General features: G+C 31.2%; 26 protein-coding genes and 1 pseudogene. 11 read left to right on the top strand and 16 right to left on the bottom strand.

Annotation, left to right across the window (positions count from 1 at the left end):
- Positions 1 to 104: 104 nt before the first annotated feature.
- The 5 genes from G0Q09_RS12070 to ppk2 (G0Q09_RS12050) all read right to left on the bottom strand — a co-directional run bounded on the left by G0Q09_RS12070 (position 105) and on the right by ppk2 (G0Q09_RS12050) (position 4,111).
- Complete coding sequence (locus tag G0Q09_RS12070; protein ID WP_219035057.1) at positions 105 to 905, bottom strand: TonB-dependent receptor plug domain-containing protein; 801 nt, start codon at positions 903 to 905, stop codon at positions 105 to 107.
- A gap of 276 nt (positions 906 to 1,181) precedes the next feature.
- Positions 1,182 to 1,532 carry a 50S ribosomal protein L19 gene (gene rplS / locus G0Q09_RS12065; protein WP_019975296.1) on the bottom strand — a complete coding sequence of 117 codons (351 nt, stop codon included), beginning with the start codon at positions 1,530 to 1,532 and terminating at the stop codon, positions 1,182 to 1,184.
- Between the two features lie 115 nt (positions 1,533 to 1,647).
- Complete coding sequence (ppk2, locus tag G0Q09_RS12060; RefSeq protein ID WP_219035056.1) at positions 1,648 to 2,451, bottom strand: polyphosphate kinase 2; 804 nt, start codon at positions 2,449 to 2,451, stop codon at positions 1,648 to 1,650.
- A gap of 17 nt (positions 2,452 to 2,468) precedes the next feature.
- Positions 2,469 to 3,287, bottom strand: coding sequence for a polyphosphate kinase 2 (gene ppk2, locus G0Q09_RS12055; protein WP_125348818.1), 819 nt, complete (start codon positions 3,285 to 3,287; stop codon positions 2,469 to 2,471).
- A gap of 17 nt (positions 3,288 to 3,304) precedes the next feature.
- Positions 3,305 to 4,111 (bottom strand): polyphosphate kinase 2, encoded by an 807-nt coding sequence (ppk2, locus tag G0Q09_RS12050; protein WP_312150877.1) that lies wholly within the window; start codon positions 4,109 to 4,111, stop codon positions 3,305 to 3,307.
- 254 nt (positions 4,112 to 4,365) lie between these two features.
- On the opposite strand from ppk2 (G0Q09_RS12050), the gene G0Q09_RS12045 reads away from it, so the two are divergent.
- From G0Q09_RS12045 to G0Q09_RS12030, 5 genes and pseudogenes are all read left to right on the top strand, one after another.
- The gene (locus tag G0Q09_RS12045; RefSeq protein WP_125348816.1) at positions 4,366 to 4,671 is read left to right on the top strand and encodes a hypothetical protein; all 306 of its coding nucleotides are present in this window, start codon (positions 4,366 to 4,368) and stop codon (positions 4,669 to 4,671) included.
- A 68-nt stretch (positions 4,672 to 4,739) separates the two neighbouring features.
- Positions 4,740 to 5,036 carry a YHS domain-containing protein gene (locus G0Q09_RS12040; RefSeq protein ID WP_219035055.1) on the top strand — a complete coding sequence of 99 codons (297 nt, stop codon included), beginning with the start codon at positions 4,740 to 4,742 and terminating at the stop codon, positions 5,034 to 5,036.
- Positions 5,029 to 5,685 carry an SCO family protein gene (locus tag G0Q09_RS12035; RefSeq protein WP_219035054.1) on the top strand — a complete coding sequence of 219 codons (657 nt, stop codon included), beginning with the start codon at positions 5,029 to 5,031 and terminating at the stop codon, positions 5,683 to 5,685. Before G0Q09_RS12040 ends, G0Q09_RS12035 begins: the two co-directional genes overlap by 8 nt.
- A 90-nt stretch (positions 5,686 to 5,775) precedes the next feature.
- On the top strand, positions 5,776 to 5,910 hold the full coding sequence (locus tag G0Q09_RS15020) for a hypothetical protein (protein ID WP_257468223.1): 135 nt from the start codon (positions 5,776 to 5,778) through the stop codon (positions 5,908 to 5,910).
- A 15-nt stretch (positions 5,911 to 5,925) separates the two neighbouring features.
- Positions 5,926 to 6,459: pseudogene (locus G0Q09_RS12030) on the top strand (LysR family transcriptional regulator); the annotation flags it as partial.
- On the opposite strand, the gene G0Q09_RS12025 reads toward G0Q09_RS12030, so the two are convergent.
- The 3 genes from G0Q09_RS12025 to G0Q09_RS12015 form a co-directional block, all read right to left on the bottom strand.
- Positions 6,456 to 7,121, bottom strand: coding sequence for a response regulator (locus G0Q09_RS12025; RefSeq protein ID WP_219035053.1), 666 nt, complete (start codon positions 7,119 to 7,121; stop codon positions 6,456 to 6,458). The pseudogene G0Q09_RS12030 and the gene G0Q09_RS12025 sit on opposite strands and share 4 nt — an antisense overlap.
- Before the next feature lie 14 nt (positions 7,122 to 7,135).
- Positions 7,136 to 8,611 carry a tetratricopeptide repeat-containing sensor histidine kinase gene (locus G0Q09_RS12020; RefSeq protein WP_219035052.1) on the bottom strand — a complete coding sequence of 492 codons (1,476 nt, stop codon included), beginning with the start codon at positions 8,609 to 8,611 and terminating at the stop codon, positions 7,136 to 7,138.
- A 288-nt stretch (positions 8,612 to 8,899) separates the two neighbouring features.
- Entirely contained in the window at positions 8,900 to 9,055 is a 156-nt protein-coding gene (locus G0Q09_RS12015) for a hypothetical protein (protein WP_219035051.1), read from the bottom strand.
- Between the two features lie 354 nt (positions 9,056 to 9,409).
- On the opposite strand from G0Q09_RS12015, the gene G0Q09_RS12010 reads away from it, so the two are divergent.
- Complete coding sequence (locus tag G0Q09_RS12010) at positions 9,410 to 10,192, top strand: hypothetical protein (protein WP_219035050.1); 783 nt, start codon at positions 9,410 to 9,412, stop codon at positions 10,190 to 10,192.
- 58 nt (positions 10,193 to 10,250) lie between these two features.
- On the opposite strand, the gene G0Q09_RS12005 is transcribed toward G0Q09_RS12010, so the two are convergent.
- From G0Q09_RS12005 to cysD, 7 genes are all read right to left on the bottom strand, one after another.
- Complete coding sequence (locus tag G0Q09_RS12005) at positions 10,251 to 11,693, bottom strand: TSUP family transporter (RefSeq protein ID WP_219035049.1); 1,443 nt, start codon at positions 11,691 to 11,693, stop codon at positions 10,251 to 10,253.
- Positions 11,683 to 12,486 (bottom strand): DUF2490 domain-containing protein, encoded by an 804-nt coding sequence (locus G0Q09_RS12000; RefSeq protein WP_219035048.1) that lies wholly within the window; start codon positions 12,484 to 12,486, stop codon positions 11,683 to 11,685. The genes G0Q09_RS12005 and G0Q09_RS12000 overlap by 11 nt, the downstream gene beginning before the upstream one ends.
- A complete protein-coding gene (locus G0Q09_RS11995; RefSeq protein ID WP_219035047.1) occupies positions 12,437 to 14,089 on the bottom strand; it encodes an NADPH-dependent assimilatory sulfite reductase hemoprotein subunit in 1,653 nt (550 codons plus the stop codon). The genes G0Q09_RS12000 and G0Q09_RS11995 overlap by 50 nt, the downstream gene beginning before the upstream one ends.
- 19 nt (positions 14,090 to 14,108) lie before the next feature.
- Entirely contained in the window at positions 14,109 to 15,767 is a 1,659-nt protein-coding gene (locus G0Q09_RS11990; protein ID WP_219035046.1) for a diflavin oxidoreductase, read from the bottom strand.
- Positions 15,768 to 15,919: 152 nt separating this feature from the next.
- The gene (gene cobA, locus G0Q09_RS11985) at positions 15,920 to 16,570 is read right to left on the bottom strand and encodes a uroporphyrinogen-III C-methyltransferase (RefSeq protein ID WP_257468222.1); all 651 of its coding nucleotides are present in this window, start codon (positions 16,568 to 16,570) and stop codon (positions 15,920 to 15,922) included.
- 196 nt (positions 16,571 to 16,766) lie between these two features.
- A complete protein-coding gene (locus G0Q09_RS11980; RefSeq protein ID WP_219035045.1) occupies positions 16,767 to 18,002 on the bottom strand; it encodes a sulfate adenylyltransferase subunit 1 in 1,236 nt (411 codons plus the stop codon).
- A gap of 51 nt (positions 18,003 to 18,053) precedes the next feature.
- Complete coding sequence (cysD, locus tag G0Q09_RS11975) at positions 18,054 to 18,962, bottom strand: sulfate adenylyltransferase subunit CysD (protein ID WP_219035044.1); 909 nt, start codon at positions 18,960 to 18,962, stop codon at positions 18,054 to 18,056.
- Between the two features lie 419 nt (positions 18,963 to 19,381).
- On the opposite strand from cysD, the gene rlmD reads away from it, so the two are divergent.
- The 4 genes from rlmD (at position 19,382) to G0Q09_RS11955 (ending at position 22,562) form a co-directional block, all read left to right on the top strand.
- Complete coding sequence (rlmD, locus tag G0Q09_RS11970; RefSeq protein ID WP_219035043.1) at positions 19,382 to 20,800, top strand: 23S rRNA (uracil(1939)-C(5))-methyltransferase RlmD; 1,419 nt, start codon at positions 19,382 to 19,384, stop codon at positions 20,798 to 20,800.
- A gap of 17 nt (positions 20,801 to 20,817) precedes the next feature.
- Positions 20,818 to 21,435 carry a DUF6452 family protein gene (locus tag G0Q09_RS11965; protein ID WP_219035042.1) on the top strand — a complete coding sequence of 206 codons (618 nt, stop codon included), beginning with the start codon at positions 20,818 to 20,820 and terminating at the stop codon, positions 21,433 to 21,435.
- Positions 21,389 to 22,075: a DUF6048 family protein gene (locus G0Q09_RS11960; RefSeq protein ID WP_219035041.1), complete on the top strand. Its 687-nt coding sequence runs from the start codon at positions 21,389 to 21,391 to the stop codon at positions 22,073 to 22,075. The genes G0Q09_RS11965 and G0Q09_RS11960 overlap by 47 nt, the downstream gene beginning before the upstream one ends.
- Before the next feature lie 205 nt (positions 22,076 to 22,280).
- Positions 22,281 to 22,562 carry a GIY-YIG nuclease family protein gene (locus G0Q09_RS11955; RefSeq protein WP_219035040.1) on the top strand — a complete coding sequence of 94 codons (282 nt, stop codon included), beginning with the start codon at positions 22,281 to 22,283 and terminating at the stop codon, positions 22,560 to 22,562.
- Positions 22,563 to 22,622: 60 nt separating this feature from the next.
- Here the strand turns inward: G0Q09_RS11955 and lon are convergent, their stop codons facing one another.
- Positions 22,623 to 25,061 carry an endopeptidase La gene (gene lon / locus G0Q09_RS11950; protein ID WP_219035039.1) on the bottom strand — a complete coding sequence of 813 codons (2,439 nt, stop codon included), beginning with the start codon at positions 25,059 to 25,061 and terminating at the stop codon, positions 22,623 to 22,625.
- 249 nt (positions 25,062 to 25,310) lie between these two features.
- Here lon and G0Q09_RS11945 point away from each other — a divergent pair, with 249 nt between their 5' ends.
- Complete coding sequence (locus tag G0Q09_RS11945) at positions 25,311 to 26,744, top strand: DUF6794 domain-containing protein (RefSeq protein ID WP_219035038.1); 1,434 nt, start codon at positions 25,311 to 25,313, stop codon at positions 26,742 to 26,744.
- Positions 26,745 to 26,876 lie beyond the last annotated feature (132 nt).

The following is a 26,876-nucleotide window of genomic DNA, read 5'->3' as shown; positions in this document are numbered from 1 at the left end:
ACAATGGGAAAATTTTTATAATTTCAATAGACCACATGGATCTTTTAAAGGAAAAACTCCTTATGAAATACTAAAATTAAAACTAAAATAATTATATTTAAAGTCTACGAAGTCATGAAGTACGACAGAAACAAATTATATAATTCATTTCCGTTCATTACTTCGAATTTCCCTGGATTGAAACGATTATAACTTGTAGAATAATCTGCATTTACAACCAATCCATTTCCTCTGGCTCTTTTAGTTGTTACAACTACTACTCCATTCGCTCCACGAGAACCATATTGCGCAGTTGCAGCAGCATCTTTTAATACAGAAATTGTTTCAACATCATTTGGATTAATATTTGGTGTTCCATGATAAATCACTCCATCAACTACCCATAAAGCATCTGTTCCTGCAGAAATACTTGTTTTTCCTCTTAAACGTAATGAAGCCGTTGAACCTGGTTGTCCAGAGCTACTTGTAATTCTAAGACCTGCAACTTTACCTTGTAATAAATTGGTAATGTTCGGAGATTTAGCATCCATTAAGTCTTTTGCATTTACAACAGAAACTGCAGCGGTTACCTCTTCCTTACGTTGTGTAGAATATCCAGTTACAACTGCAGTTCCTAAATCTATATTCTCACTTTTAGGATTTAATTGAGTGGATAAATCTCCTAAATTCTCAGAAGTAACGGTAATTTCCTTGCCTTTAATAATTAAAATATCACCGATTTTGGCATCAATATTAAAATCTCCATTTTCATCTGTGTAAGCTGCCTTATCAGTCCCTTTTATTTTTACCTCTACATCTGCTTCTGGAAAACCATCAGAATCTTTTACATGACCTGTAGTTTGAGCATAAGCAAACGATCCAAGAACAAAAAGAAGACTAAAAATTCTAAATTGTTTTTTTCTCATCTCTTGTGTTAAAATTGTTAACAATAAAAGTATTAAAAAAAACACTTAAGAATTACTCTACAATTCAAATACAAAAATAAACCAAGTAATAAAAGAATATATAGAATAATTTTAGGGATTACTTGTTTCAATAAAATATTAAACTATTTTTTCAACTCTTAATAGAATGTTAAGAAATGGTAAAATTTAATATTTTATATTAAACTTTCAAAATCAGCCAAAAAAAATCCGTTCGATAATCGAACGGATTTTATATTTTTCCTAAAAAAGCAGTTTTTAGTAAGCAGCGTCTTTGATACGAGCTTTTTTACCACGTAATGCTCTGAAGTAGAAGATACGAGCTCTACGAACTTTACCTTTTTTGTTTACTTCAATTTTTTGTAACGCTGGCATGTTAACTGGGAAGATACGCTCTACACCAACATCTCCAGACATTTTACGGATTGTGAAAGTTTCTGTAGTTCCTTGTCCTCTTCTTTGGATAACAACCCCTTTAAAGAACTGAACACGAGTTTTTCCACCCTCTGTAATTTCTTGATAAACTGTAATAGTATCACCTGCTGCGAAAGCTGGGAACTCTTTTTTAGCTACGTATTTCTCTTGTACGTATTTTACTAAATTTTCCATTATTATAATTTCAATTTATTTGAATTGAGCAACTTAAACGTCTTTCGTCAGAGGTTGAACAATGTGGGTGCAAAATTAATCAAAAATCTTGATTATACAAATGATTCTCTTTCTTTTATGAATGATTTTTTATTAAATCATCTTCAAAAGATTGATTTGTTAATTGTGCTACGACTGATTTCATCGCTAAAAGTCGAGCAGTTTTTTTATCATCTGTCACAATTTCTAGCCAAGATGAACTTTCTGTTCCTGTTTGCTGAAACATTTTGTCAATGTAATTGGTATAAACATCCCATAACTCTTGTGCCTTTTGATCCAATGTTCCTAATTTCCATTGTTTCATTTCGTCATCTTTCCGATCTTGTAATCGTTCTGCTTGTTCTTCTTTCGAAATCGACAGGAAAATTTTAACCAAAATAATTCCATCATCTTGCAAAAGCTTTTCTACTTCTACTACTTGTTTCATAAACTTTGTATGTTGTTCTTCCGTACAAAATCCGAAAACAGGCTCTACAACAGCACGATTATACCAAGAACGATCAAAGAATACAATTTCACCTGCATTTGGTAATTCTTTAAAATATCGCTGAAAATACCATTGTCCTTGTTCTATTTCAGTCGGCTTTGGTAATGCTTCAACACGATATTTTTTAGGGTTTAGAAATTCTGTTATTCTCGAAATTGTTCCTCCTTTTCCAGCTGCATCACGACCTTCAAAAATAATTAACACACGTTTATTCTCTTGAATAACTTTAGATTGTATTTCTAACAATTTTTCTTGAAGTTCTTTTAATTCTTTCTCATAAGCGAGTTGTTCTTTGAACTTCTTTTCTTTTATAATATCATGTCTAACCAAAAAATCAATGATTTCTTGCTTATTATTTATTTTTTCTAAATCATTTAAATCAAATTCAACCATAGTTTTAGGTTTGATAATTAATTTTCTTCTTCTAAGTTTTGATGTTTCAAAATACGTTTATTTTTATCATCATAAGGTATTTTAGACAAAATATATTCCATCGCCTCTACTCTAGCCTTGTACTTTTTGTTGGCATCAATGATTTTCCAAGGAGCAAAATCTGTATTTGTTTTCGTAAACATTACATCTTTATAAGCTGAATAAACATCAAACAAATCTTGCGCTTTTTGATCTACAGAGCTATACTTCCATCGTTTGGTTGGTGAATTTACAATATCCGCAAAACGTTTTGCTTGTTGTTCTTTTGTAATCGAAAAATAAATTTTAATCAAATATATTCCCGAATTAATCCACATTTTCTCGACATCATTTACCTCGTTCATAAAAGTTTCATATTCCTCTTGTGTACAAAACCCATTTACAGGCTCTACAACAGCTCTATTGTACCAACTTCTATCAAAAAAAACAATTTCTCCTGCACGTGGTAACTGACGAACATAACGTTGAAAATACCATTGTCCTCGTTCTACTTCATTAGGCTTTGGCAGTGCTATAATTCTATGTTCACGAGGATTTAGATGTTCTACAATTCGACGAATTGCACCTCCTTTCCCAGCTGCATCTCGACCTTCAAAAACAATCACAACTTTTCGTTTATTTTCGGCTACCCAAGTTTGTAATTTTATCAATTCTTCTTGTAATTGCTCTATCCTATTTTCATATTTTACAGTACGCAAGGCTTTCGCAAAATTCAACTTTCCATGATCAGATTGTAAAAGTCCAACAAGACCTTTTTTGGTTTCGATTAATTTTAAATCTTTCGGTTTTAGCTCCATTTTCTTACAATTTAAAATTAATGATTCAATTCTTTTACCATTCGATAATAACGTTCAATCACATTTGGATCTACCATTAAATTTACTTCGGCATCCTCTTTTCCTTTATAATTAAACAAAGAAAGCACATAACGAATAGATTCTAATCTTGCCGTATTTTTATCATTTGCGTTGACAATAATCCAAGGCGAAAAAGAGTTGTGCGTGCGCGTAAACATTTGATTGATATAATGCGAAAATTCATCCCAAAGCTCTTGTCCTTTTGCATCGACTGGACTATATTTCCACTTTTTAAGCGGATTATTTAACCTCGAATCAAAACGTGTTTGCTGCTCCTCTTTAGTCACAGAAAACCACAATTTGACAATATATGTCCCTGATTCGTACAACATATGTTCAAATTCTGAAACTTGCACCATAAATTGCTCATATTGTTGCTCGGTACAAAATCCCATAACTGGCTCTACAACTGCTCTGTTGTACCAACTTCTGTCAAAAAAAACAATTTCACCAGCATTTGGTAACTCTTTGATATAACGATTAAAATACCACTGATTTTGTTCGACTTCTGTAGGTTTATTCAATGCAACAACACGCATAGAACGCGGATTAAGATGCTCGCGAAAACGGCGAATTGTACCTCCTTTTCCTGAAGCATCTCGTCCTTCGAAAATGATTGCAACTTTTTTCTTTTCTGTCGAAATCCAATTTTGAAGATTTACTAACTCTGATTGCAGTTTTAGTAACTCATTTTCATATTCAAACTTCTTTATCACATTTTTATAGAGAGGATTTTCTTCTTGATTTTCGACCAAAAAATGCATTAGTTCTTCGGTTGTTGTAAAATCTAAAATCTTACTTTTTTTCATAAATATTTATAGATTGTAAAATCTTTTTTAAGGTAAAAATTTTACAGAACATAAAAGTGAAGATTATGATAAATCTTTCTTTTAAAATCATAAATTTTATCATATTCAACCTCAATCAATTTGGTTAAATTTGTCAATAAATTAGTTTTTTGCGCATACTATTTTTCATATCACTCATATTTTCTATCGCATTTCGTCCTTTAATGCCGATGATAGATTATGTTTTAAATTATGAAGAAATCGCAAATGAACTTTGTGAAAATCGAGAAAAACCTGAATTACTTTGTAATGGTTTTTGCTATTTGAAAGAAGAAATTTCGAAAAGTGAAAAGAATCAGCCAGAAAATCATTTTGTCAAAAATTCGGTCAAAATTTTAGATGCGATTGTTCCTCAAAAACAAATTATTTCTCCAAAAAAGTATTTTACGCAAAAAAATAAATTATCAACTGATCATTATCAAGATATTAATTCTAACTATATTATTCGTTTAGTTTTTCATCCTCCAATTGTTTAATTTTTCTTTTATAGATCTAAACTATAGAATCAGATAACAATTAATTAAAAACAAATAAACAATCTAAAATGAAAAATTTAAAAAACACATTCTCTTTAATAGTCTTAGGGTTTGCATTATTTTCTTGTAATAAAGAGCAAACAAAACAAGAGAATTTTGAAGTAAAGCATGTTTCTCACGAAGAAATGAAAGCTGTAACTAAATTGGATGTTGCGGTTGTGAACGAAGTTGATCCAATTTGCGGAATGAAAACTGCAGATCATTTGAGTGACACAGCTAATTACCAAGGAAAAACGTATGGTTTTTGTTCGACAATGTGCAAAGAAGAGTTTCTAAAAAATCCTGAAAAACATATCCATGAATAAACAATTAATAGCCGTTATTGTTATTATTTTAGGCGTTATAGGAACTGTTTTTTGGCTAAAAAATAAGCCTAAAGATGAACTTTACACGGTAATGAAAGTTCCGGAATTTTCGATGACAAATCAAAATAATCAAACGATTACAAATCGTGATATGTTAGGAAAAGTGTACGTTGTAGAATTTTTCTTTACAAGTTGTCCAACGATTTGCCCAGTAATGAGTAACAATTTACGCACAATAGAAGATGAAATAAATGATGCAAACCTTGGTTTTATTTCGATTACAATTGATCCAAAACGAGATACACCTGCACGATTGTTAGAATATGCAAAACAAATTGGTGTAAAATCACCGAATTGGCATTATTTGACTTCGGATCGAGAAGAAATTGAGCAACTTTCGGATAAATTCAATATTTATGTTGGAAAAGACGAAACAACTGCCGAAGGTCTAAATCACAGCGGAAAACTTGCATTGGTTGATAAACAAGGAAATATCAGAAGTCGATATGATAAAATGGGTGTTCCAATACTGTTTTATTCGGGACTGAATTACAAAGATCCTGAAGGAAAAGAACCTTCTCTAGCTGGAAAATATCATCCTGAAATAGAATTTTTAAAAGAAGATATAAAAAAACTTCTTGCAGAATAAAATTTAAAACCCTCCTAAAAATGGAGGGTTTTGTTTTAATTATAATTTTCTAAATCACAGCAAATTATTGTTTGTCCTTATGGAAAATTGATGGACGGAATGCATCGTGTTGTAAAAGCAAATTTATTGGATTTGAAAACAATAAAAGCGTATCGACTTTCGACCTTACCAAACCCCGATTATATTGATGTAGATCCTGACGATTTACCTTATGATGAAAATTAAAATTTAGAAGTTAAGCAATCAAATCTTGAATGGTTCAGAACGTTTAAAGCAATTTACGAAACTGGAACTTTATCTGCTGCTGCACAACAATTATTTATTTCACAACCTGGTGTTATCTTACATCTCAATTCGTTAGAAGCCTATACAGGCTACAAATTATTTGATCGATCGGCGCGAAAAATGGTTCCGACTGAAAAAGGAAAAATTTTGTATAATTTTATTTTAGAACCGATTCAAAAATTAGCTGCTGCGGAGCAACATTTTTGGAAAGAAAATTTTAAAGAACATCCAGATTTCAAACCAAATTATATTGTCCCAAATATCAGTTCTATTATTCGTTGTTTGAGCGATGGAAATGGCTTTTCTATTGTTCCCGACTTTTTATGTCAAGAAGCACTAAATTCTGGTAAAATAAAATTGGTTTGGCAAGGTGAAAAACCGTTGGAAAATACACTCTATTTTGGTTCACGAAAAAATACGATTTACGAAAAAGAAATTGAGCAATTGCAACAGATTTTTGTAGATAAATGGTGTAAAGATTTGGGTTAAATACTTCCCAAATCTTTGAAAAACGCAACCAATTGATGATTACTTGTAATTTGTAGCGACTCTTTTAATGAGCCCAATCTCTTTTCTACACTACTTAGACTTGCAGGTTTGATATTATTTTGTTTTAAGTGATTTGAAATATCTTTTAGCAAAATTCCATTCGAAAGCAAAGAAACTAACGTAACATCATACGAAGTTATTTCATACGTATTTTTTTGTTTGATACTACGTTTCATGTCCAATTCCAAATGCATTCCGCCCGCAAAAACAGTTTGTATCGCTTTTTTCAACTCTTTCGAATCTTCTCTTCCTTTCGCCACAAACCCATCTATATGGTATTCCTTGAAAAGATTATCCACCATATCCGCTTTCTTTTCTACCGAAAAAACAATCATTTTCAAATTTGGCTGAATTGCTTTTACAGCTTCAATTAAATCTCTTCCTCCTTTCAAGTTTTGCTCGCGGTGATCTTCTTCAAAAGACAAATCAGAAATCAATAAATCATAAGGTTGATTGTCGTGCAATGCTTTTTTCACTTTCAAGAATGCATCATCACAATAAAAAGCATAATCAGGATTTTCTACATGTAAATCTTTTAAAACTTTCTGAATTGAAATATTAAAACTCTCAAAATCTTCTGCAATTAATACTTTTTTAAACATACTTTTTATTTAGGTTATTGAATTGGAAATATGATCTTAATTTTTAGACCATTCACATTTTCAGTTTCAAAAATAACATCTCCGTTTAGATTAGAAATACGTGAAACCGTATTTTGCAAACCATTTTTAGGTTTTAAGTCCGAAATCCCAATTCCATTATCTGAATAATTGATAATAATTTGTTGGTTTTCTTCTTTAAAATTTAGTATAACTCGTGAAGCTTCGCTATGTTTTTTCATGTTCGTCAACAATTCTTGCATCACTAAGAAAACCTCTGTTTTAGCATAATCTTTTACTTTTTTCCAAAGTTGTTTTTCATTTCCAATCAAAAATATTTTGACTTGTTCCGAATCATAAGAACTTATCAACTGCGCTAATTTTTCGGCAAAATTTTCTTGTTGATTTTCTTCGATTTTGTCATAAGAAATATCGCGCGAAATTTCATAAACAACTTCCAATTTATCTAAGATTTCATCACGATTAAATTCTGATTTATTCTCAATATCAGACATCACATAATAAATTCCGTTCGCCACTTTATCGTGTACTTTCTTCGAATATTTCAGTTCCGTTTTCTTGACTTCCAAAACCTTTTCTTGTTGCAACAAAACTTTCTCTTGCTCTAATTTTTGCTTTCTTTTTCTGTATAAAAAATATCCAAAAACAAACAGGACGATCAATAAACCGATTAGAATATAAAGTTTTAAAATATCATTTTTCTTCTTTTCGTTTTCTGCTTCGGCTTTCAAAAAATCTGCACGATTTTTCTCCGAATCATAACGCACCAACGCAAATTGATTTTTCGCTCTGTTACGTTCTAACTGAATACTATCGTTTAGCTTTTGGTAAGCTTCAAAATATTGTTTTGCATTTGTAGGATTTTCTAATAAAATTAGTTGCTGATAAACTTCTAATTTATCACCTACACTCTTATTTTCGAAAGCAATTTGTTTTCTTTTATGAGCGTAATCCAATGCTTTTTTATGATCTAAATTTGAAAAATAATCTGTTAAATGCGCATAACTTGCATTTTGTCCCCACAAATCATTTTCCTTTAATCTAATATTTAATGCTTTATTTAATTCATTTACAACATTCGATTTATTGTCTTTTAACCATTTGGTATATGCTAAATTATCAGTAATTCGCGCATATTCTTTTGGATTTTCAATTGTAGTCTTATCTTTTAATAATTCCTCGTAAATATTTATCGCTTTATCATACTGACTATCATATCGATAACTGTTTGCAATATTATTTTGATTGATAATATAAACATCTTTTTCTGTAGAAAAATCTATTGCTTTTTGATAATAATTTATAGCTTCCTTATAATTTCCTAATTCATGTGTACTTTGTCCTAAAATATTATACGCACTAGAAAGAGTTTCTCTTTCATCTTTTATTCGAGGATTTAATAATTTTATTGAAGAAATAATCAATTCTTGACTTCCAAACCAATCTCCTTGATCTTTAGAAATAAAAGCCATGTTTATCAAACATTTTGATGCTTTATGAATATTTTTATTTTTTAAAAATTCTGAATATGCCTTATTAAAATAAATATACGCACTATCATTTTCTTTCTTCTCATAAAACTTCCAAGCAACATCATAAGCTTTACTTTCAAAATAATTTTGTTCAATCTCTTTGTTTTTAGACTGTTGGCATGAAGTTATTAAAAGTATAATACCAAAAAATAAAATTTTTCTCAAATCATTGTATTTACTCAATAAAGCTAAATAAAAAACGGATAGATTTCTCTACCCGTCCATAATTTATTTTTTTACAGGAACATCCCCTTTTTCTCCATTTGTATCACCGTCTATACTATCGGTTGATGTTTGTACAATTGGATGTTGATCTTGTGAAATTGTGTTTGCATTTTGATTTGGAAAAAAGAATCCCAATAAAGCGAATAATAATTGTAACATAGCTTAAATTTTTAATTTTTTGATATAGGTGCTCTTCCTCACAAAACAGATTGCGAGTAGTGTACACGAGAAAAAAAGAAGCGCTTCTTTAGTGGGAAGTTTTTGTAATCTTGAGAACAATTCAGGAAAAATGCTTCCCTTCAAATCACCTCAACTATTTTCGAGACTACGTTTTCAGAAATCAAGTTTTTTGTTTTTGTTTTGATTTCTATTGCAAAGTAAATACAGAACACAAAGTCGCTGTTAGACAAACAATGGACAAGTTTTGGACAATTATTAGACAGCTCGCTTTACGTGAAACCGTAATTTATTTTGTCCAAAATTTGTCTACTTTGTAAAAGAATTAAAAGTGAAATGTCTACGAAAAAATATCTATTCGAAAAAGTTTTTGAGAAAGCAAAAAATGAATGTGGGAGTTCAAGTAAAAATGCATTATCAACTTATCTAAATACAATTTTTATTGATGATTATAATTTCCCGATTAGCACAAAAACGATTTCGAGATATTATGAAGCATTCGAGAAAAATGAAATTAATGATAAGAATATTTCTATTGATGTATTAAATATTCTTGCTCATTATATCGGTTATGAAAGTTTTGGAGATTTTAATCAAAAAAATCAGCTGATAAAAAGTGATGAAAAAGAAGTTAATGTAGAAGAAATCGTATCGGTAAAACCAATAATAGATGATAATATTCCTGAAGAGGAATCAATAATTAATCTTCCATCAAAAAAGAATAATTTCTTTGAGAAAATAAAACTTCAACGAAATAAAGTAATTGCTGGAAGTGGCATTGCAACTATTTTGGCTAGCGGAGGATTATTTCTTAATTCAATCAATCAAAATTCGTCTTGTATGATTTGGAAAGAAAATCATTATGAAGAAATAGAATGCGAAGAAACTTCGCCTCAAATGAATGCTGTTCCATATAACGAAACTGTTTTTCAATTGAAGAAAATCACAAAACCTGATACTTTAAATTTTGAAAATGCACTTGATAAAGTTTGGTATACAAAGAAAAATGGTGAAGTAGAATTTTATACAAATTACGGTTTACATCCCGAAAATGGCAAAACATTGAAACCTGTCACAAAATATATTTTAACTAAATATGTCTTAAATAATGAACAATAAAAAACACTCAACATACGAGATGAAGAGTGTTTTGATTGTTAGAAATGATATATAAAATTTAGAAAATTTTAAAAAGAATACGAATACTAAATGTGATCACTAAAAAAGCTACAGCCAAAATAGCTACTTTCTGAGGTATTTTGCCTGCTAATTTCGCTGCAATTGGCGCTGCTAAAGCTCCTCCAATTATTAAACCTGCAATGATAAAACCATGACTTACGCCCAAAGCTGCAAAAAAAGTCAACGATGCAGAAAGTGTCACAAAAAACTCGGCTAAACTAACTGTTCCTACTACTAAGTTTGATTTTTTTCCTTTTGCTAATAAAGTTGATGTCACGACAGGTCCCCAACCTCCACCACCAAAAGCATCTAAAAAACCTCCGGCAAATCCTAAAAACCCAACTCGTTTTACTTTTTTGCGTTCGATTTTTTTTCTGAATGCTAAAATAATTAATCGAATTCCGATGATTAAGGTGTACGAAGCCAATATTCCGTAAGTAATGGTTTCGTATTTGTTTCCCAAATAAACCAATAATAATGATCCCGAAACTGCTCCAATAACGCCTGGAATAGCCAAAGCAACCAATAATTTTTTGTTTACATTTCCAAATCTATAATGCGAAAAACCACTAATTCCGCTCGAAAACATTTCGGCAGTATGAATACTACCACTTATTGAAGGCAGATTAACGCCAAACAACATCATACTTGTGGAACACGTTACACCATATCCCAAACCAACGGCTCCGTCGACCATTTGAGCGAAAAAACCAACAGCCAACATAATGTAAAAAACATTTGGAATGTGAATCACAAAATCTTTCGCTTCCGAAAAACTTACGATTGATGACAAAGCATATCCTAAGAATAATGCAAAAAATATCAATGTAATTTCGGTTACTAAACGTTTGTATTTTTTAGTCGATTTTTTTCCTTCAAAAGAAGAAGTTAAATGATTCAAATCAGTTAGTTTTTGATTAAAATCTCCTTTGTGACTATTTCTAATTTTATTTAAACTTTCAATGTTTTCATCAATTGAATCTGGAATAACATCAGAAAAATATTCTCTCAAACGTTTTGCCATAACAGGAGATTGTCCATTTGTAGAAATCGCAATTTTAAGATGACCTTTATTCACAATCGAACCTAAATAAAAATCGCACAAATCGGGCTGATCAGCTGCATTAACCAAAATTCCTTTTGCATTTGCTTTTTGCTTCACTTCTCTCGAAGTTTCATTATTATCGGTTGCGACAATCACTAAATCTATATTTTCCAAATCACTCGATTCGAACGCATGAGTTTCGTATTTAATTGATGGATATTGTGAAAAAACATCTTTCAATTCTTGTTTAAATTCCTTTGCTACAACTTTCAAATTGACCGAAGGATTTTGTTTGATTAGCGTCGTAACCTTTTCTAATCCTACATTTCCTCCGCCAACAATCAGGAAGCGCAAATGTTCTGTTTTTAAAAATATCGGGAATAAATTATTTTTCATTGTTCTTATATTGTTTTAGCGAAATCTGATGAAACAGTGATAAACGGAAAATATTTCGGCTATAAAAATCAACACCATTACTCCGTTGTTGATACCAATTCATATATCCTAATTCTATAGAAAATGATGGATGGAAAGAATAATTTAACGCACCATAAATTCTATTTTGATCGAATGTATTTTTCACGATTTTTCGTCCTACATTCACCATTATTTCATCTTTTATTTTCGCAACCAATTTATTTTTATTGGTTTTATGATCTTTTACCAAAGGAATATCGACACCTAATTGATAGCGAAATCGAAGATTAGAAAAACGAAAACCACCTGTCAATTCGTCATTTTCTGTATCATGAAAAAATCTTGCTTCAGCCTTGTAACGATGATTAATTGTAAAATTTTTCAACTTTTGTTGATAACCAAAACCAATATCAGGTCTAATTTCTGGAACAACCAAATCACTTTCAGAATTTGGATCATTTGGACTTTGCAAAAAATAAGTTATTCCACTAGAAACATTCCAATTTTCATCAAGTTTTCGTTGCAAATTTGATCTAAAAATCAATTGATGTTGAACACTTGGATCTATAAAATGACGTTCTTGAATTTCACTCAAAACCGAATATTTTTCGCTTATCACCAACGTATTATAGTAACCATACCACAACAAATTTTGATGGGTTACATTTTTCTGAGCAAAACTTTTCGATACAAAACAAAAACATCCGAAAATCATCAGTTTTTTAATTAACCGAAAAATATTTTCGATAGGTAAAATCTCCGAATGTTTCATTATCTATTTTTTCTTTTGTATAACTTTCGAAAACTTGATCTAATTCATTCAAAATCTCTGCTTCATTTACTTTTTCTTTGTAAATTTTGTTCAAACGAACACCATATCGATCACCTCCCAACATCAAATTATAATGTCCAGCAGAAGTCCCTACAAAACCAATCTCCGAAACATACGAACGACCGCAACCATTTGGACACCCCGTCATACGAATAGAAATATCATCATTTTGAAGTTGATGTTTTTCTAGCAAAGGCTCTATTTTAGTGATTAACTCTGGTAAATAACGCTGTGCTTCTGCCAAAGCCAATGGACAAGTTGGTAATGCCACGCAAGCCATCGAATTTTTTCGAAGTTCACTAATATCTTTGTGAATAGAATATTTCTCTAAAAGCTGTTCAACTTTAGCTTTATTATCAGTCGAAATTTCACCTAATAATAAATTTTGATTCGCTGTAAAAATGAAATTATTGATATTCAATAAAGCCAATTCGTGTAAAAATGCTTTCTGATTGGGCTGTACAACTCCATTCTCCACAAATAAAGTGTAATACCACGTTCCGTTATTCACTTGTCGCCAATCATAAATATCCGATCGCTCTGTAAATTGATATGGTTGAGAAGGTGCTAATTTAAAACCAATACGTTTTTCTAATTCAGACTTGAAACCATCAACTGTTAACTTATCAACTGTATACTTTAATCGTGCTAATTTTCGATCGCCACGATTACCAAAATCACGCTGAATTGTCAATACTTCATAAGCCAGTTTCAACACTTTTTCTTCAGAATCTACAAAACCAATTTCGGTTGCTAGACGCGAATATGTATTTGGATTTCCGTGAGTTGTAGACAAACCTCCACCAACAGCGATATTGAAACCTTTCAATTCATTATTTTCGATAATCGCAATCAGTCCCAAATCATTTGCAAAAACATCTACATCATTAGTTGGCGGAATAGCGATTGCAATTTTAAATTTTCGAGGTAAATAGCGGTCTTCGTATAACTCATCTTTCTCAGTTTCTCGCTCATAAATCTTTTCATTATCTACAAAAATTTCGTAATACGCTTGGGTTTTAGGCAACAAATGTTTAGATAACTTATCTGCATACGCATGAATTTGAGCGTGAATAGGTGAAACCAAAGGGTGAGAACTCGCAATTACATTTCTGTTCACATCACCACAAGCCGCAATAGAATCTAACGTTGCTTGGTCAAAAGATTGTAAAGTTGGGCGCAATTGATGTTTCAAAATTCCGTGCAATTGAATGGTTTGACGCGTTGTAATTTTCAAAACGCCTGTTCCATATTGTTCAGAAGTTTCATGAATTGCCAACCACTTATCAGCGTCAATAATTCCACCCGGAATACGCAAACGAATCATAAACGAATACAATTTGTCTAACTTTTTTTCTGCGCGTTCTTCTCGTCTATCGCGATCATCTTGCACATACATTCCGTGAAATTTCACCAAAGCTTCGTCATCTGCACGCACATTTCCGGTGTGATTATCCAGCTCTATACTCTCTTTTAACGTACCGCGAAGTCCGTCACTTTTTATTTTAATTCCTTCAATAGGAGATTGTTTTTCTATACTCATTTTGTTAGTTATTGGTTGATTAGTAGACATCTTTTTGGTAACGACCTTCTTCTTGTAATTGTTCCAGAAAATTTTTCGCTGAAACCTCATCTTGATTTGATTCTTTTGCAATTAATTCGATCAAAGCACTTTCTACATCTGTACTCATTCCATCTTTTTGTCCACAGACATACAAATAAGCACCTTCATTTAACCAATTGTAAAGCTCTTTTCCTTGTTCTTTCACTCGATCTTGTACATAAATTTTATGTTTTTGATCTCTAGAAAAAGCTGTATCTAATTTGCTCAAAACTCCTGTCGAAAGCCATTCCTGAATTTCAGTTTGATAATAGAAATCCGAAACAAAATGTTGTTCACCAAAAAACAACCAGTTTTTACCTTCTGCGCCAATTGCATCACGATGTGTCAAAAAACTACGAAAAGGTGCAATTCCTGTTCCTGGACCAATCATAATTACCGATTGATTTTCATCTGGAAGTTTGAAGTTTTTATTTTTATGAATGTAAAATTCTATGGATTTACCTTGCTCAAAATCTGCTAAAAACTGAGAACATAATCCAGTTTTTTGTTGATCTGAAACTGAAAAAGTATTCAGACTAACCGTTAAATGAATTTCATTATCATGTGCTTCATTCGATGATGAAATCGAATATAAACGTGGTGCAATTGGATGCAAAAGATTTAAAATATCATCAAATTTTATTGTAGATTCTGACGAAAAATATTTTGTCAACAAATCAATTAAATCAATTTTAGTTTCGAGAATTTCTACATTCAAAATCGTTGCAAATTGATCGATTGATTTTTTAGAAAGTGCTCTAATATTTTTTTCTTCAAGTTCTTTCGCGCGATTTTCTTCATTAAAAAGCTTTGCTATTGCTAAAATTTCGGTTTGATTATTTTTTGGATAAACACCCAAAGCATCACCAGGTTCGTAATCGACTTGCTCATCAACTGCTATTTCGACATGATAGGTTTCTTTGTTTGAACCTCTGTCGTTCAAAACGATTTTATGCTTTACAATTCCTTCATACGATTTTTTCTGCGTTGAAGAACTTTGCAATTTTTGAGGTTGTACAACCGTTGAACTTCCTTCTGATTGAATAGTTTTTAAAATATCCGCAAACCAATTTTCGGCAATTTCTTGATAATCTAAATCTACTTTTACCAAATCGAAAACGCGTTGTGCGCCTAGTTTTCCAAATAATTCATCAATTTCTTCTCCTGATTTACAGAAAAACGGATAAGACGTATCGCCCAAACCAAAAACAGCAAACTTAGTTTGATTTAATTTTAGATCAGAGTTACTCAAATTATCATAGAATTTTTGAGCATTTTGAGGTAAATCTCCATCTCCCTGCGTACTAAAAATTAAAATTAAAAATTCTTCTTTTTCAATTTTTTCGAGTGGATATTGAAACGCATCAATCGCTTTAGCTTGAATTTTATTCTTCTTAAAAATTCCAAGCAATTGATTGGCTAATTTCTTCGCATTTCCTGTTTCAGTTCCATAGATTATTGTAGGTTTGATTGAGGTTAAAACCCTTTGTTCTTTCGGCTCATCTTGTGTCTGATTTGCAACTAATCCAGCCAAATAACCATTTGTCCAAATAATTTCGTCACGTGATAATTCTTTGACTAAACTTTTTACTAAGTTCAATTTTTCGTTAGCTAGCATAAGAAATTGTTGTTTTATGGTTATCAAAATATGAGTTGGAAGTTGGTTGTTCATCTAACCAAGCGAATGATTGATGCAAATTAACAACATGACCAACGATAATTAAAGTTGGTACAAAATCAAAGGTTGGTAAATGTTTTTCTACAATATTTTCAAAAATAAAAAACTTGCGTTTTCTGATCTGGAGTTGTCGCTTGTTGAATAACTGCTAAACCTTTTTCGGTATCAATTCCATTCAAAATCAACTGATCAGCTAAAGTTTGCAAACGCTGTACACTCATATAAAAAACCAATGTATCAGACGTTTTTGCCCAATCTTTCCATTGTTTGTGTTCAATAGATTTCAAATCGCACAACGTCAACATGCGAACTCCTTTCGAATGATTTCGCGCTGTCAATGGAATTCTCGTGTAAGCTGCAGCACCAAAAGCAGCCGAAATACCTGGAATTATTTCGTACGGAACATGATTTTTTTTCAAGGTTTCTAATTCGTCCAAAATATTAGAGAAAAGTGAAGCATCACCTCCTTTCAATCGAACCACTAATTTTCCTTGCATTACAAACTCAATCATCATATCGTTAATATCTTTTTGAGGCGTATGAATTCCTTTCGAACATTGTTTTCCGACATAAATAACCAACGCATCTTTCGACGCATATTCATCTATTAACACTGGAGAAACCAAGCGATCTGTCAAAATAACATTCGCTTTTTTGATATAATTTAATGTTTTGAGCGTCACCAATTCTGGATCTCCTGGACCAGCACCGGCCAAAATTACTTTTCCTATTGTTGTTTGCATGTTTGTAATAAATTAGTTGATTGATAAGATTGAATTGATATTTTGAAACCTTTATATTTTAGATAATTTTATTAATGAAATCGTCAATTCGAGTGGAATTTTGTATCGATAAAAAATTATGGAAAATAAAATTCATCTTAGTTCTCGATATAATTTTTATAAATTCATTTCTAAAAATCACTCGAACTGACGAATTTTAGTCAATAAACATTAAAGCTGCGACTGTATTTTTTGTTGTTTCGTCAATCAAAATGGCATTTCCTGTATGAATATTTTCTTTGAAAGAATCGAAAAATAAAGGTTGATTTGTTTTTAAAACCACTTGTCCAATATCATTTAACTTGATTTCTTCAGATGGAATAAATTCCCAATTATTAATATCCCATTGTTGATCGATTGTTTTGATTTTTGCACGAACCGAATGAAAACGATGTTGCAACACATACGTTTTTCCTTGTTGTAATGCATTATTGTCTAACCAACAAATCCACGCTTTTAGCACATTTGTAGTTTGCGGTTCTTCGGAAGTTTTTACAATTGTGTCTCCTCTACTGATATCTATATTATTTTCGAGATGAATCACAACATTTTCTCCTGCTTCAGCATGTTGTACTTCTTCCAAATGACGTTCTATTTTAACAATTTTTGATTCGATATTTGATGGATAAACTTTAATAGAATCCCCAACTTTGTAGGCTCCACTCAAAATTTGCCCCGCATAACCTCTATAATCGTGATGCTCTTCATCTTTTGGACGAATTACCCATTGAACCTGAAAACGAGCTGCTAAATTTTTATCTGTTTCAATCGAAATTGTTTCCAATTGATGCAATAATGTTTCTCCATTGTACCAAGGCGTTTTTGCAGATTTTTCGACAATATTATCGCCAACCAAAGCAGAAACTGGAATAAAAGTTACTTCATCATAATTCAATTGATCTTGAATTTGTTGAAAATTATTTTTTATCTTTTCGAAAATATCTTGTGAATAATCAACCAAATCAATTTTATTAATGGCGATAATTGCTTTTTTAATTCCCATTAACGATCCAATACTTGCATGACGTTTTGTTTGAGAAGTGATTCCTTTACGTGCATCAACCAAAATAATAATCAACTCTGAATTTGAAGCTCCTGTAATCATATTTCGCGTGTATTGCTCATGTCCAGGCGCATCTGCAATAATAAATTTTCGTTTTGCAGTCGAAAAATATTTGTACGCTACGTCTATTGTAATTCCTTGTTCGCGCTCGGCACGTAAACCATCTGTAATCAAAGACAAATCAATTTCGTCGTCTTCATTTGATTTACGTTTTTCTAAAACACCCAATTGATCGGTGTGAATACTATTCGAATCGTAAAGTAAACGCCCTATTAAAGTACTTTTACCATCGTCTACGTTTCCTGCTGTTATAAATTTTAATGCATTCATTTTACTTAATTCCTATAGATATTATAGAGTTTTGTTTAAAAAAATTTTGACTTAGAAATAACCTTGTTTTTTACGTTCTTCCATCGCCGATTCTGACAATTGATCATCCAAACGAGTTTGTCCTCTTTCGCTAATTCTTGTATTGATAATATCAATAATAATATCTTCAATCGTAGAAGAATCTGAAGGTACAGCCGCTGTACACGTCATATCACCAACCGTTCTGTATCGTACTTTTTCTACCACAACTTCATCGTCTGCATTTGGCTGAATAAAATCTGAAGTCGCTATTAATTTATCATTGTAAACAATACATTCACGCTCGTGAGCAAAGTATAAATTTGGCAATTCGATGTTATTTTGTTTGATATAATTCCAAACATCTAATTCTGTCCAATTGCTAATCGGAAAAACACGAACATTATGTCCTTTTTCAATTCTTCCGTTCAAAATATTCCACAATTCAGGACGTTGAAGTTTCGGGTCCCATTGGCCAAAATCATCACGAACTGAGAAAATACGCTCTTTTGCACGTGCTTTTTCTTCATCGCGACGAGCTCCTCCAATACATGCATCAAATTCATTTTCTTCAATCACATCTAATAACGCATACGTTTGCAAGGCATTACGAGAAGGAAAACGGCCAGAAGTTTCTTTCAGATTATATTTTTTTATAGCATTTTCTACAGAGGCTACAATCAATTTTTCACCGATTTTATCAACCAAATAATCTCTAAATTTTATCGCTTCAGGAAAATTGTGTCCTGTATCTACATGTACCAAAGGAAAAGGAAATTTCCCTGGACGAAAGGCTTTTAAAGCTAAATGAATCAAAACAATCGAATCTTTTCCTCCTGAAAATAACAATGCTGGACGCTCAAATTGAGCAGCTGTTTCTCTCAAAATGTAGATTGCTTCGTCTTCTAGCTGATTTAAATAATTTTTTTCTTGACTTGACATTCTTTCTAACTTTCTAACTTATTTTTTGACAATAAAAAACTCCTCAAAATTTTGGAGGAGTTCATGAATTATTATTTTCGTAATTAATACATCACAATATATTCCTCCTCTTTTAACGAGTGGCACATATACATTGACATATTAAATACTATTTTTTTCATTTTTCTTGTTTCATTTCTGATTTCAAAATTATATTATTTTTCTAAATAAATATAATTAATAGAATAATTTAAATAACAAACCTATTTTTTAAACAATTTAAAGAAAATTATCCTAAATGAATTTATTCAATAAAATAATAATCTATAAAACCGATAGATTTTATGTTGTAAAAGTAAAAATTTTATTTAAAATACAAAGATTGATTCCAAAAAAAGATAAAAAATTGAATATTTCGGGGACTTGCTTACCTTTGCAAAATGTCAAGAAAAGCGAAACAAAAAATCATATTAAATAATATAGAAGTTTTACGTGCTGGTGCAAAAGGTGTATCGGTTGGTAAAACAGATGAAGGAAAAACGGTTCTGATAAAAGGTGCGATTCCAGGAGACGTTGTAGATGTACACGTTTTGAAGAAAAAAAGCAGCTATTTAGAAGGACAAGCAATCGAAATTCACACAAAATCGCCTTATCGTGTTCAGCCAAAATGTGAGCATTTTGGTGTTTGTGGTGGTTGTAAATGGCAGGATATGAGCTATGATGCGCAACTAAAATTTAAACACGACGAAGTAGTTAACAATTTAGTTCGTATCGGAGGTTTCAAAGATTTAGATGCTGAAATTGTTCCAATTTTAGGTTCTAAAGAACAATATTTTTATCGTAATAAATTAGAATTTACTTTTTCTAATGCACGTTGGTTAACGTTAGAAGAAATTCAGTCTGGGAAAGAATTTGACGACCGTAACGTAGTTGGATTCCATATTCCTGGCGCTTGGTCTAAAGTTTTGGATGTTACAAAATGTCACTTACAACGTGATCCTTCGAATGCGATTCGTGTCGAAGCAAAACGATTTGCATTAGAACATCACTTGGATTTCTTTGACTTAAAAAATCAAGAAGGCTTATTGAGAACGTTAATGATCAGAACTTCTCAGAATGGACAAGTAATGGTTTTGGTTCAATTTTTCCGTGAAGAAAAAGAAAATCGTGAAGCTTTCTTACAAAACTTGAAAGATAAATTCCCAGAAATTACTTCATTATTGTATGCAATCAATCCAAAACAAAACGATTCTGTTTATGATTTAGATATCGAAGTTTTTGCTGGAGATGATCATATTATGGAAAAGATGGAAGATTTGAACTTCAAAATTGGTCCAAAATCTTTCTATCAAACAAATCCAGAACAAGCTTACGAATTATATAAATTAACACGTGATTTTGCAGGTTTAACTGGAGATGAATTAGTATACGATTTATATACTGGAACTGGAACGATTGCGCAATTCGTTTCGAAAAAAGCGAAAAAAGTAGTTGGTGTAGAATCTGTTCAAGAAGCAATTGATGCAGCAAAAGCGGCAGCAAAATTTAATGGAATTGATAATTGTGATTTCTATTGTGGTGACATGAAAGATGTCTTGAATCAAGATTTCATTAACGAACACGGAATTCCAGATGTAATTATTACTGATCCTCCACGTGATGGAATGCATAAAAAAGTAGTTGAAAATATTTTGTTCATGAATCCTAAACGTGTTGTTTACGTTTCGTGTAACTCTGCTACACAAGCGCGCGATTTAGAATTGATGAAAGATCACTATAAAATTGTTAAAGTTCAGCCAGTTGATATGTTTCCACAAACGCATCATGTCGAAAATATTGTACTTTTAGAGCGAATTTAAAATTCAATCAAAAAAAAATGAAAAATATTCAACGTTTTCTGGCTTATTCAATTTTCGCTTCTATAATTTCTTTAGCATTTTATAGTTGCGAAGACGATGATATTTGTACCGACGAAGGTGATGTTCCTCGCATGGTTGCTGATATGTATTATGATGGAACAAATGTTCCTTTAGAAGATTCGATTTATTATTGGGCGTATGTATATAATGATTCGATTACGAAAGGAATTAGAGAAGCTACAGGAACGAGTAAAGATACTGTCTTAATCGAAAAAAATTCTGCTTTAGGAAAAACGAGTTTCGGAATTGCTTTGCGTAATAATTCAAAAAAAGAAATTTATTATACTATAGCGCAAGGTCCAGATATAGATGTAAAAGATTCTATAACGGGTAAAGTCATCAGAACAATTCCTGCAAAACGTGATCGATTGATTTTAAAATACGATACGCTTGGAAATGGCTATACTTCTAAAGCTTGTGGTTTTGGATTAACTTTTAAAGGAGTTGATGTAAAATTGGTAACAAAAACTGGAAATGGAGCTGGAAATTGGATAAAGAAAATAGAAACTGTAAATACTGAAATTAAAGATGGTTCGACAACTATTATTAAGCTTTTTGCTGACGAGCGCAATTAATTTTGCATTTGGTCAAGAAAATAAAACTGATTCAACAAAAGTTTCGGTTACAGATTCTATTCCAAAGAAAAAATACCACGATATTTTTATCGGTGTAGATGTTTTCAATCCAATTGTTTCTGCTTTCAACGATAAAAAAGGAGTTAGCGCTTATGCTTCTTATCAAATCAATAATAAGTGGCATGCCGTTGTAGAAGCTGGTTTCGAGAAAAATAATTTCAATGAAATCAATTGGGATGTTGATGTTGACGGCGTTTTTGCAAAACTTGGTGCAAACTGGTTTATAACGCAAGATATCGAAAATCAATCGAACGGAATTTACATTGGTGGACGAATTGCGTATTCTAAATATTCGCAAACCGTCAATAGTTATCCGATTAGAGATTTACAATCAAATGAGATTACAGGGACAGGAAGTTTGCCAAAAGCGAATGTAAGTAGTTATTGGATAGAAGCTGTTGTCGGTGGACGTGTAGAGATTTTTAAGAATTTTTATGGTGAATTAGCCTTACATCCTGCAGCTTATATTGGTGGTAAAAAAGATCAAGGAATTGATCCTTTGGTTATTCCTGGTTATGGGAAATATAGTGGTCCTTTTAATATGCCTGTTTTTTGGGGAATTGCTTATAAGATAAAGTAAAACTAAGGTTAAGATTTAGACTAAAGTTAAGATAAAGTATACAAAAAAAGGAACTCTAAATTGAGTTCCTTTTATGTTGATGCGAAGCTGAAATGAATTCAGCTTGACATTCTTTCTCTACATTATCATTAATAATCCTTAAATTAGTTTATCTAACGAAGTCATCCTGAACTCGTTTCAGGAACATATCATATAAGGAATTCTTATGAAAATATATTATGTTTATATACTTACAAACAAATATCGAACTGTTTTCTATATTGGAGTTACCAACAATTTAATTAAAAGAATAGAAGCTCATAAAGAAGGAATTGGTTCAGCTTTCACTCAAAAATACAATGTAAAATCATTAATTTATTTTGAAGATTTTACTTCAATTAGTCAAGCTATTTTAAGAGAAAAGCAATTGAAAAATTGGAAACGGGAATGGAAAATTAATTTAATTAAATCTAAAAATCCAAATTTAGAAGATATTAGTATTCTATAATAAACAAAAAAAGGAACTCTAATTGAGTTCCTTTTTATATGTTCTAAAAAGATTTATAGATTAATCCAAAACCTTTGCTCCTTTTACTTTTTGATTCGTTAAAGCAATATCCAAAACTTCTTTCATTTCTTTTACAAAATGGAAAGTCATTCCTTTTACATACTCTGCTTTAATTTCTTCAATATCTTTTCGGTTATCTTCGCACAAAATAATTTCTTTGATATTTGCACGTTTTGCCGCTAAAATTTTCTCTTTAATTCCGCCAACTGGCAACACTTTTCCGCGAAGTGTAATCTCACCAGTCATCGCTAATTTCGCTTTTACTTTTCGTTGCGTAAAAGACGAAACTAAAGACGTCAACATTGTAATTCCAGCAGATGGTCCATCTTTTGGCGTTGCTCCTTCTGGAACGTGAATATGAACTTTATAATTCTCGAAAACTTCTGGATTAATTCCCAATTCATCCGCATGCGATTTGATGTATTCTAATGCAATTGTTGCAGATTCTTTCATCACAGTTCCAAGGTTTCCTGTAATCGAAAGTCCACCATTTTTCGCTTTAGATAAAATAGATTCGATAAATAAAATATCTCCTCCAACACTTGTCCAAGCTAAACCAACCACAACCCCCGGAACTTCGTTGTTCTCATATTGATCTGGCGTGATTGAAGGTCCTAAGATTTTCGAAATATCTTCGATTGAATATTTAGCATTAAATTCTTCTTCCAACGCAATATGTTTTGCAGCCGAACGAACCAATTTTGCAACTTTCTGATTCAATTTTCGAACTCCCGATTCGCGCGTATAACCCGTAATCAAATATTCGATTTCTTTTTTACCTAACACAACATCTTTCTCTTTTAAGCCATGTTCTTTTAATTGTTTTGGTAAAAGGTGACGTTTTACGATTTCAGATTTTTCCTCGATTGTATAACCTGCAATATTAATCATCTCCATACGATCGCGTAACGGACTTGGAATATCTCCAATATTATTAGCTGTCGCAATGAAAAATACTTTAGACAAATCGTAGCCAATTTCTAAGAAATTATCATAAAAAGTTGAATTTTGCTCTGGATCTAAAACCTCTAACATTGCTGATGAAGGATCTCCATGCGCACTAGCCGACATTTTATCAATCTCATCTAAAACAAAAACCGGATTCGAAGATTCAGATTTTTTGATTGATTGTAAAATTCGTCCTGGCATTGCTCCTATATAAGTTTTACGATGACCACGAATCTCAGATTCATCGTGTAAACCACCCAACGACATACGTACATATTTGCGCCCAATCGCTTCTGAAATAGATTTCCCCAACGATGTTTTACCAACACCCGGAGGTCCATATAAACAAAGAATTGGCGAACGCATATCTCCTTTCAATTTCAAGACTGCAAGATGCTCCAAAATACGTTCTTTCACATCTTCTAAACCATAATGATCATGATTTAAAATTTTCTTTGCATTCTTGATATCAAAGTTATCTTTTGTCAAGGTATTCCAAGGTAAATCCAACATAAATTCAAGGTAATTACGCTGAATATTATGTTCTGGCATTTGCGGATTTAGACGAGAAAGACGGTTGATTTCTTTATCAAAATGATTGGCTACTTCTTCACTCCAACTTTTCGTTAAAGCACGTTTGCGCATTTCATTGATTTCTTCTTCTGTCGAATTTCCTCCTAACTCTTCTTGAATCGATTTGATTTGTTGATTTAAGAAATATTCTTTTTGTTGTTGATCTAATTCTTTGCGAACTTTATTCTGAATCGTATTCTTTAATTCCAATTTCTGAAGCTCAACATTCATAAAACGCATCACTTCCATTGCGCGAAGTTTCATATCAGAAATTTCTAATAACAACTGTTTTTCATCTAAACTTAACGTCAAATTAGACGCTACAAAGTTGATTAGAAATGTATTACTTTCGATACTTTTTATAGCTCCTGCAGCTTCCGAAGGCAACATTGGATTTTCTTCTACAATCTGAAAAGCTAAATCACGAATTGATTCAATAATAATTGGATATTCTTTGTTGCGTGATGTCGGAACTTTTTCTGTCAAAATTTCTACTTCAGCCTTGAAATAAGGATCATTTGATACAAATTCTTTAACTTTGAAGCGTTTCATCCCTTGTAAAATCACCGTAATGTTTCCATCTGGCAATTTTATCATTCGCATGATTTTCGCAACTGTACCAACTGTATACAAATCGTCTTGTGTAGGATCTTCCACAGCAATTTCTTTCTGCGAAAGCACTCCAATAATGCGATCTTCTTTGTAAGCTTGTGTTAAAAGTTGTATAGATTTATCTCTACCCGCGGTAATTGGCGCAACCACACCCGGAAATAAGACAGTGTTTCTTAACGATAAAATAGGCAATACCGAAGAAATATCTTGCTTATTTAGCTTACTTTCTTCGTCTTTACTCATCAAAGGAATTAATTCGATTTCTTCTTCCATTACTTGTGCTAATGACAAATTGTCTATGTTCATAATTTTTTTATACGTTCAAAGTGTCAGTAAAACTATTTTTAACTGACGAAAGCCTTTCATAATAACAACATTATTAAGATTTGAATCTTGTCTAAAGCATTTAGAAAAGCGAGTATAAATAAGTCAAACGTTATGCCAATAAAATATATTGTCAGTTTTTCAATAAAGGTTTTGAATGAGGATAAATAATTATTTAGCAAAAGATAAATTTTATTCATAGTTTTAATATCAATACCACAAATAAAATTAATGATAAAATATTACATATTCTTCATCCTCTTAATATCAGGTTATACTACCATTTTTTCTCAATGGTCAAGCTTTTCACCAATCTCAGAAACCTACTCTTCTAATGGAATATATAAGTTAAAATCTATTTCATATGATGATTTTATACCTAATTTAAAAGGTGAATCAATTGTGTTTTTTAATCGAGAACGTGATAGTTTGAGACAAAATAAGGTATATTATAAACTAAATAGATCATTTGATTTAGATGAAAGTTTTCCTTTCTTTCTTGCAATAAGTAATGATGGGAGAAAAATAATCTATTTTACAAATTATATAAACAGCCAGGATTTAGAGGAAAGAAATGTTACTTATTATATTGATGGAAAAATAGCTAAAACTTATTCCTCTGAAGAGTTTACCAATTGTGATAAAAACAAAGAGAAATGCAGACTATTTTATGAAACCGAAAATAGAAATTTGTTCGAAAACTATACCTCAACCTACAAAGAGTACAATAAATCTTTATCAGAGAAAGATATTTTTTTAACTAAAAATTTCATTTTCAATAAAAATGATATTATTTTCCTTATAGATAACAGAAAAAAGGTAACACTTTTTGATTTAAATAAAGGAGAAATTATCAAATCTAATATTGATTTTGATTCTATTTATCCTACTATAAAAAATATTGAACCTATAAAAAGCAAAATTTCAAATTATGAATATCCATATAAATATATCACTGATATTAAAAACATCAACACATATGAAACAATAGCCGAAAGTATAGGTAAGCTTTCAAATCTGAAATTTATTCCTTCAAGCTCTCAAAATAACTACAAACTTCATCGGATAGAAATAAGTGGCTACTTAAATAGAAGTGGAAAGTTTGAAATCGAAAATTTGGAAACAGATTCTATTTTCAATAAAAAACAAATTGAAGATTATCTTTTAAATTCAACATTTGAAACTGATTTTATTCCTAAAGAAGTTGATAAAATATATGTAACAAGATTCTTTGGAGGCTACAGAAATTATGATGATAAAATTGCTGAATTAGAAACGATAAAAGATAATGAAAAAAGAAGAATCGAAAAAGAAAAAAGACTTACTTTAGAAAAAATTGACGATGTATACATTCCAAAAAATTTATATGAATCATTAACAGAATTAGATAAAATATTAGCTTTCGAAGCTAAAAAAGAATTAAAAGAATCTACAGATACTTTTATGTTTAATTCTCATATGGGAGGTTTAGGAATGTGGATAAGAAACAATTGGGGAATTAATGGTGGTTCTAGATTATCGAAATATTTTAATGATAGAAATATTGGAAAACAAATGTTTGGAAACGATGCAATTTCTGGATTAATAATTTCCCAATACATTCTTTGGTTAAAAGGGGATAAAACTGCTTGGAAAAAATGGGAAGAAGAAAATCCTATCAAATAAAAAAAGACACTGTACCAAAAACTGTGTAAGTATAAAATTCTGCTTGGGTTAAAATCGAGCAGAATTTTTTTTATACATTTAATATTTACATATTTATGGAAACAAAAGACCTATTTCCGGATGATTTTTTCA

It is taken from the genome of Empedobacter falsenii, assembly GCF_019308355.1.
In the GTDB taxonomy this organism is placed as follows: Bacteria; Bacteroidota; Bacteroidia; order Flavobacteriales; family Weeksellaceae; genus Empedobacter; species Empedobacter falsenii_B.
This window is presented reverse-complemented; position numbering and strand designations above follow the sequence as displayed.

Excerpts from the sequence above, each read along its gene's own strand:
- G0Q09_RS11980 (WP_219035045.1), bottom strand. The coding sequence starts at position 18,002 with ATGAATGCATTAAAATTTATAACAGCAGGAAACGTAGACGATGGTAAA.
- rplS (WP_019975296.1), bottom strand. The coding sequence starts at position 1,532 with ATGGAAAATTTAGTAAAATACGTACAAGAGAAATACGTAGCTAAAAAA.
- G0Q09_RS11990 (WP_219035046.1), bottom strand. The coding sequence starts at position 15,767 with ATGCTAGCTAACGAAAAATTGAACTTAGTAAAAAGTTTAGTCAAAGAA.
- ppk2 (WP_312150877.1), bottom strand. The coding sequence starts at position 4,111 with ATGCATTTTTTGGTCGAAAATCAAGAAGAAAATCCTCTCTATAAAAAT.
- G0Q09_RS12005 (WP_219035049.1), bottom strand. The coding sequence starts at position 11,693 with ATGAAAAATAATTTATTCCCGATATTTTTAAAAACAGAACATTTGCGC.
- rlmD (WP_219035043.1), top strand. The coding sequence starts at position 19,382 with ATGTCAAGAAAAGCGAAACAAAAAATCATATTAAATAATATAGAAGTT.
- G0Q09_RS12045 (WP_125348816.1), top strand. The coding sequence starts at position 4,366 with ATGATAGATTATGTTTTAAATTATGAAGAAATCGCAAATGAACTTTGT.
- G0Q09_RS12000 (WP_219035048.1), bottom strand. The coding sequence starts at position 12,486 with ATGAAACATTCGGAGATTTTACCTATCGAAAATATTTTTCGGTTAATT.
- G0Q09_RS12015 (WP_219035051.1), bottom strand. The coding sequence starts at position 9,055 with ATGTTACAATTATTATTCGCTTTATTGGGATTCTTTTTTCCAAATCAA.
- G0Q09_RS11955 (WP_219035040.1), top strand. The coding sequence starts at position 22,281 with ATGAAAATATATTATGTTTATATACTTACAAACAAATATCGAACTGTT.
- G0Q09_RS12070 (WP_219035057.1), bottom strand. The coding sequence starts at position 905 with ATGAGAAAAAAACAATTTAGAATTTTTAGTCTTCTTTTTGTTCTTGGA.
- G0Q09_RS15020 (WP_257468223.1), top strand. The coding sequence starts at position 5,776 with ATGGACGGAATGCATCGTGTTGTAAAAGCAAATTTATTGGATTTGAAA.
- ppk2 (WP_125348818.1), bottom strand. The coding sequence starts at position 3,287 with ATGGAGCTAAAACCGAAAGATTTAAAATTAATCGAAACCAAAAAAGGT.
- cobA (WP_257468222.1), bottom strand. The coding sequence starts at position 16,570 with ATGCAAACAACAATAGGAAAAGTAATTTTGGCCGGTGCTGGTCCAGGA.
- G0Q09_RS12020 (WP_219035052.1), bottom strand. The coding sequence starts at position 8,611 with ATGGCTTTTATTTCTAAAGATCAAGGAGATTGGTTTGGAAGTCAAGAA.
- G0Q09_RS12025 (WP_219035053.1), bottom strand. The coding sequence starts at position 7,121 with ATGTTTAAAAAAGTATTAATTGCAGAAGATTTTGAGAGTTTTAATATT.
- G0Q09_RS11945 (WP_219035038.1), top strand. The coding sequence starts at position 25,311 with ATGATAAAATATTACATATTCTTCATCCTCTTAATATCAGGTTATACT.
- G0Q09_RS12040 (WP_219035055.1), top strand. The coding sequence starts at position 4,740 with ATGAAAAATTTAAAAAACACATTCTCTTTAATAGTCTTAGGGTTTGCA.
- cysD (WP_219035044.1), bottom strand. The coding sequence starts at position 18,962 with ATGTCAAGTCAAGAAAAAAATTATTTAAATCAGCTAGAAGACGAAGCA.
- G0Q09_RS12010 (WP_219035050.1), top strand. The coding sequence starts at position 9,410 with ATGTCTACGAAAAAATATCTATTCGAAAAAGTTTTTGAGAAAGCAAAA.
- G0Q09_RS11995 (WP_219035047.1), bottom strand. The coding sequence starts at position 14,089 with ATGAGTATAGAAAAACAATCTCCTATTGAAGGAATTAAAATAAAAAGT.
- G0Q09_RS12035 (WP_219035054.1), top strand. The coding sequence starts at position 5,029 with ATGAATAAACAATTAATAGCCGTTATTGTTATTATTTTAGGCGTTATA.
- ppk2 (WP_219035056.1), bottom strand. The coding sequence starts at position 2,451 with ATGGTTGAATTTGATTTAAATGATTTAGAAAAAATAAATAATAAGCAA.
- G0Q09_RS11960 (WP_219035041.1), top strand. The coding sequence starts at position 21,389 with ATGGTTCGACAACTATTATTAAGCTTTTTGCTGACGAGCGCAATTAAT.
- lon (WP_219035039.1), bottom strand. The coding sequence starts at position 25,061 with ATGAACATAGACAATTTGTCATTAGCACAAGTAATGGAAGAAGAAATC.
- G0Q09_RS11965 (WP_219035042.1), top strand. The coding sequence starts at position 20,818 with ATGAAAAATATTCAACGTTTTCTGGCTTATTCAATTTTCGCTTCTATA.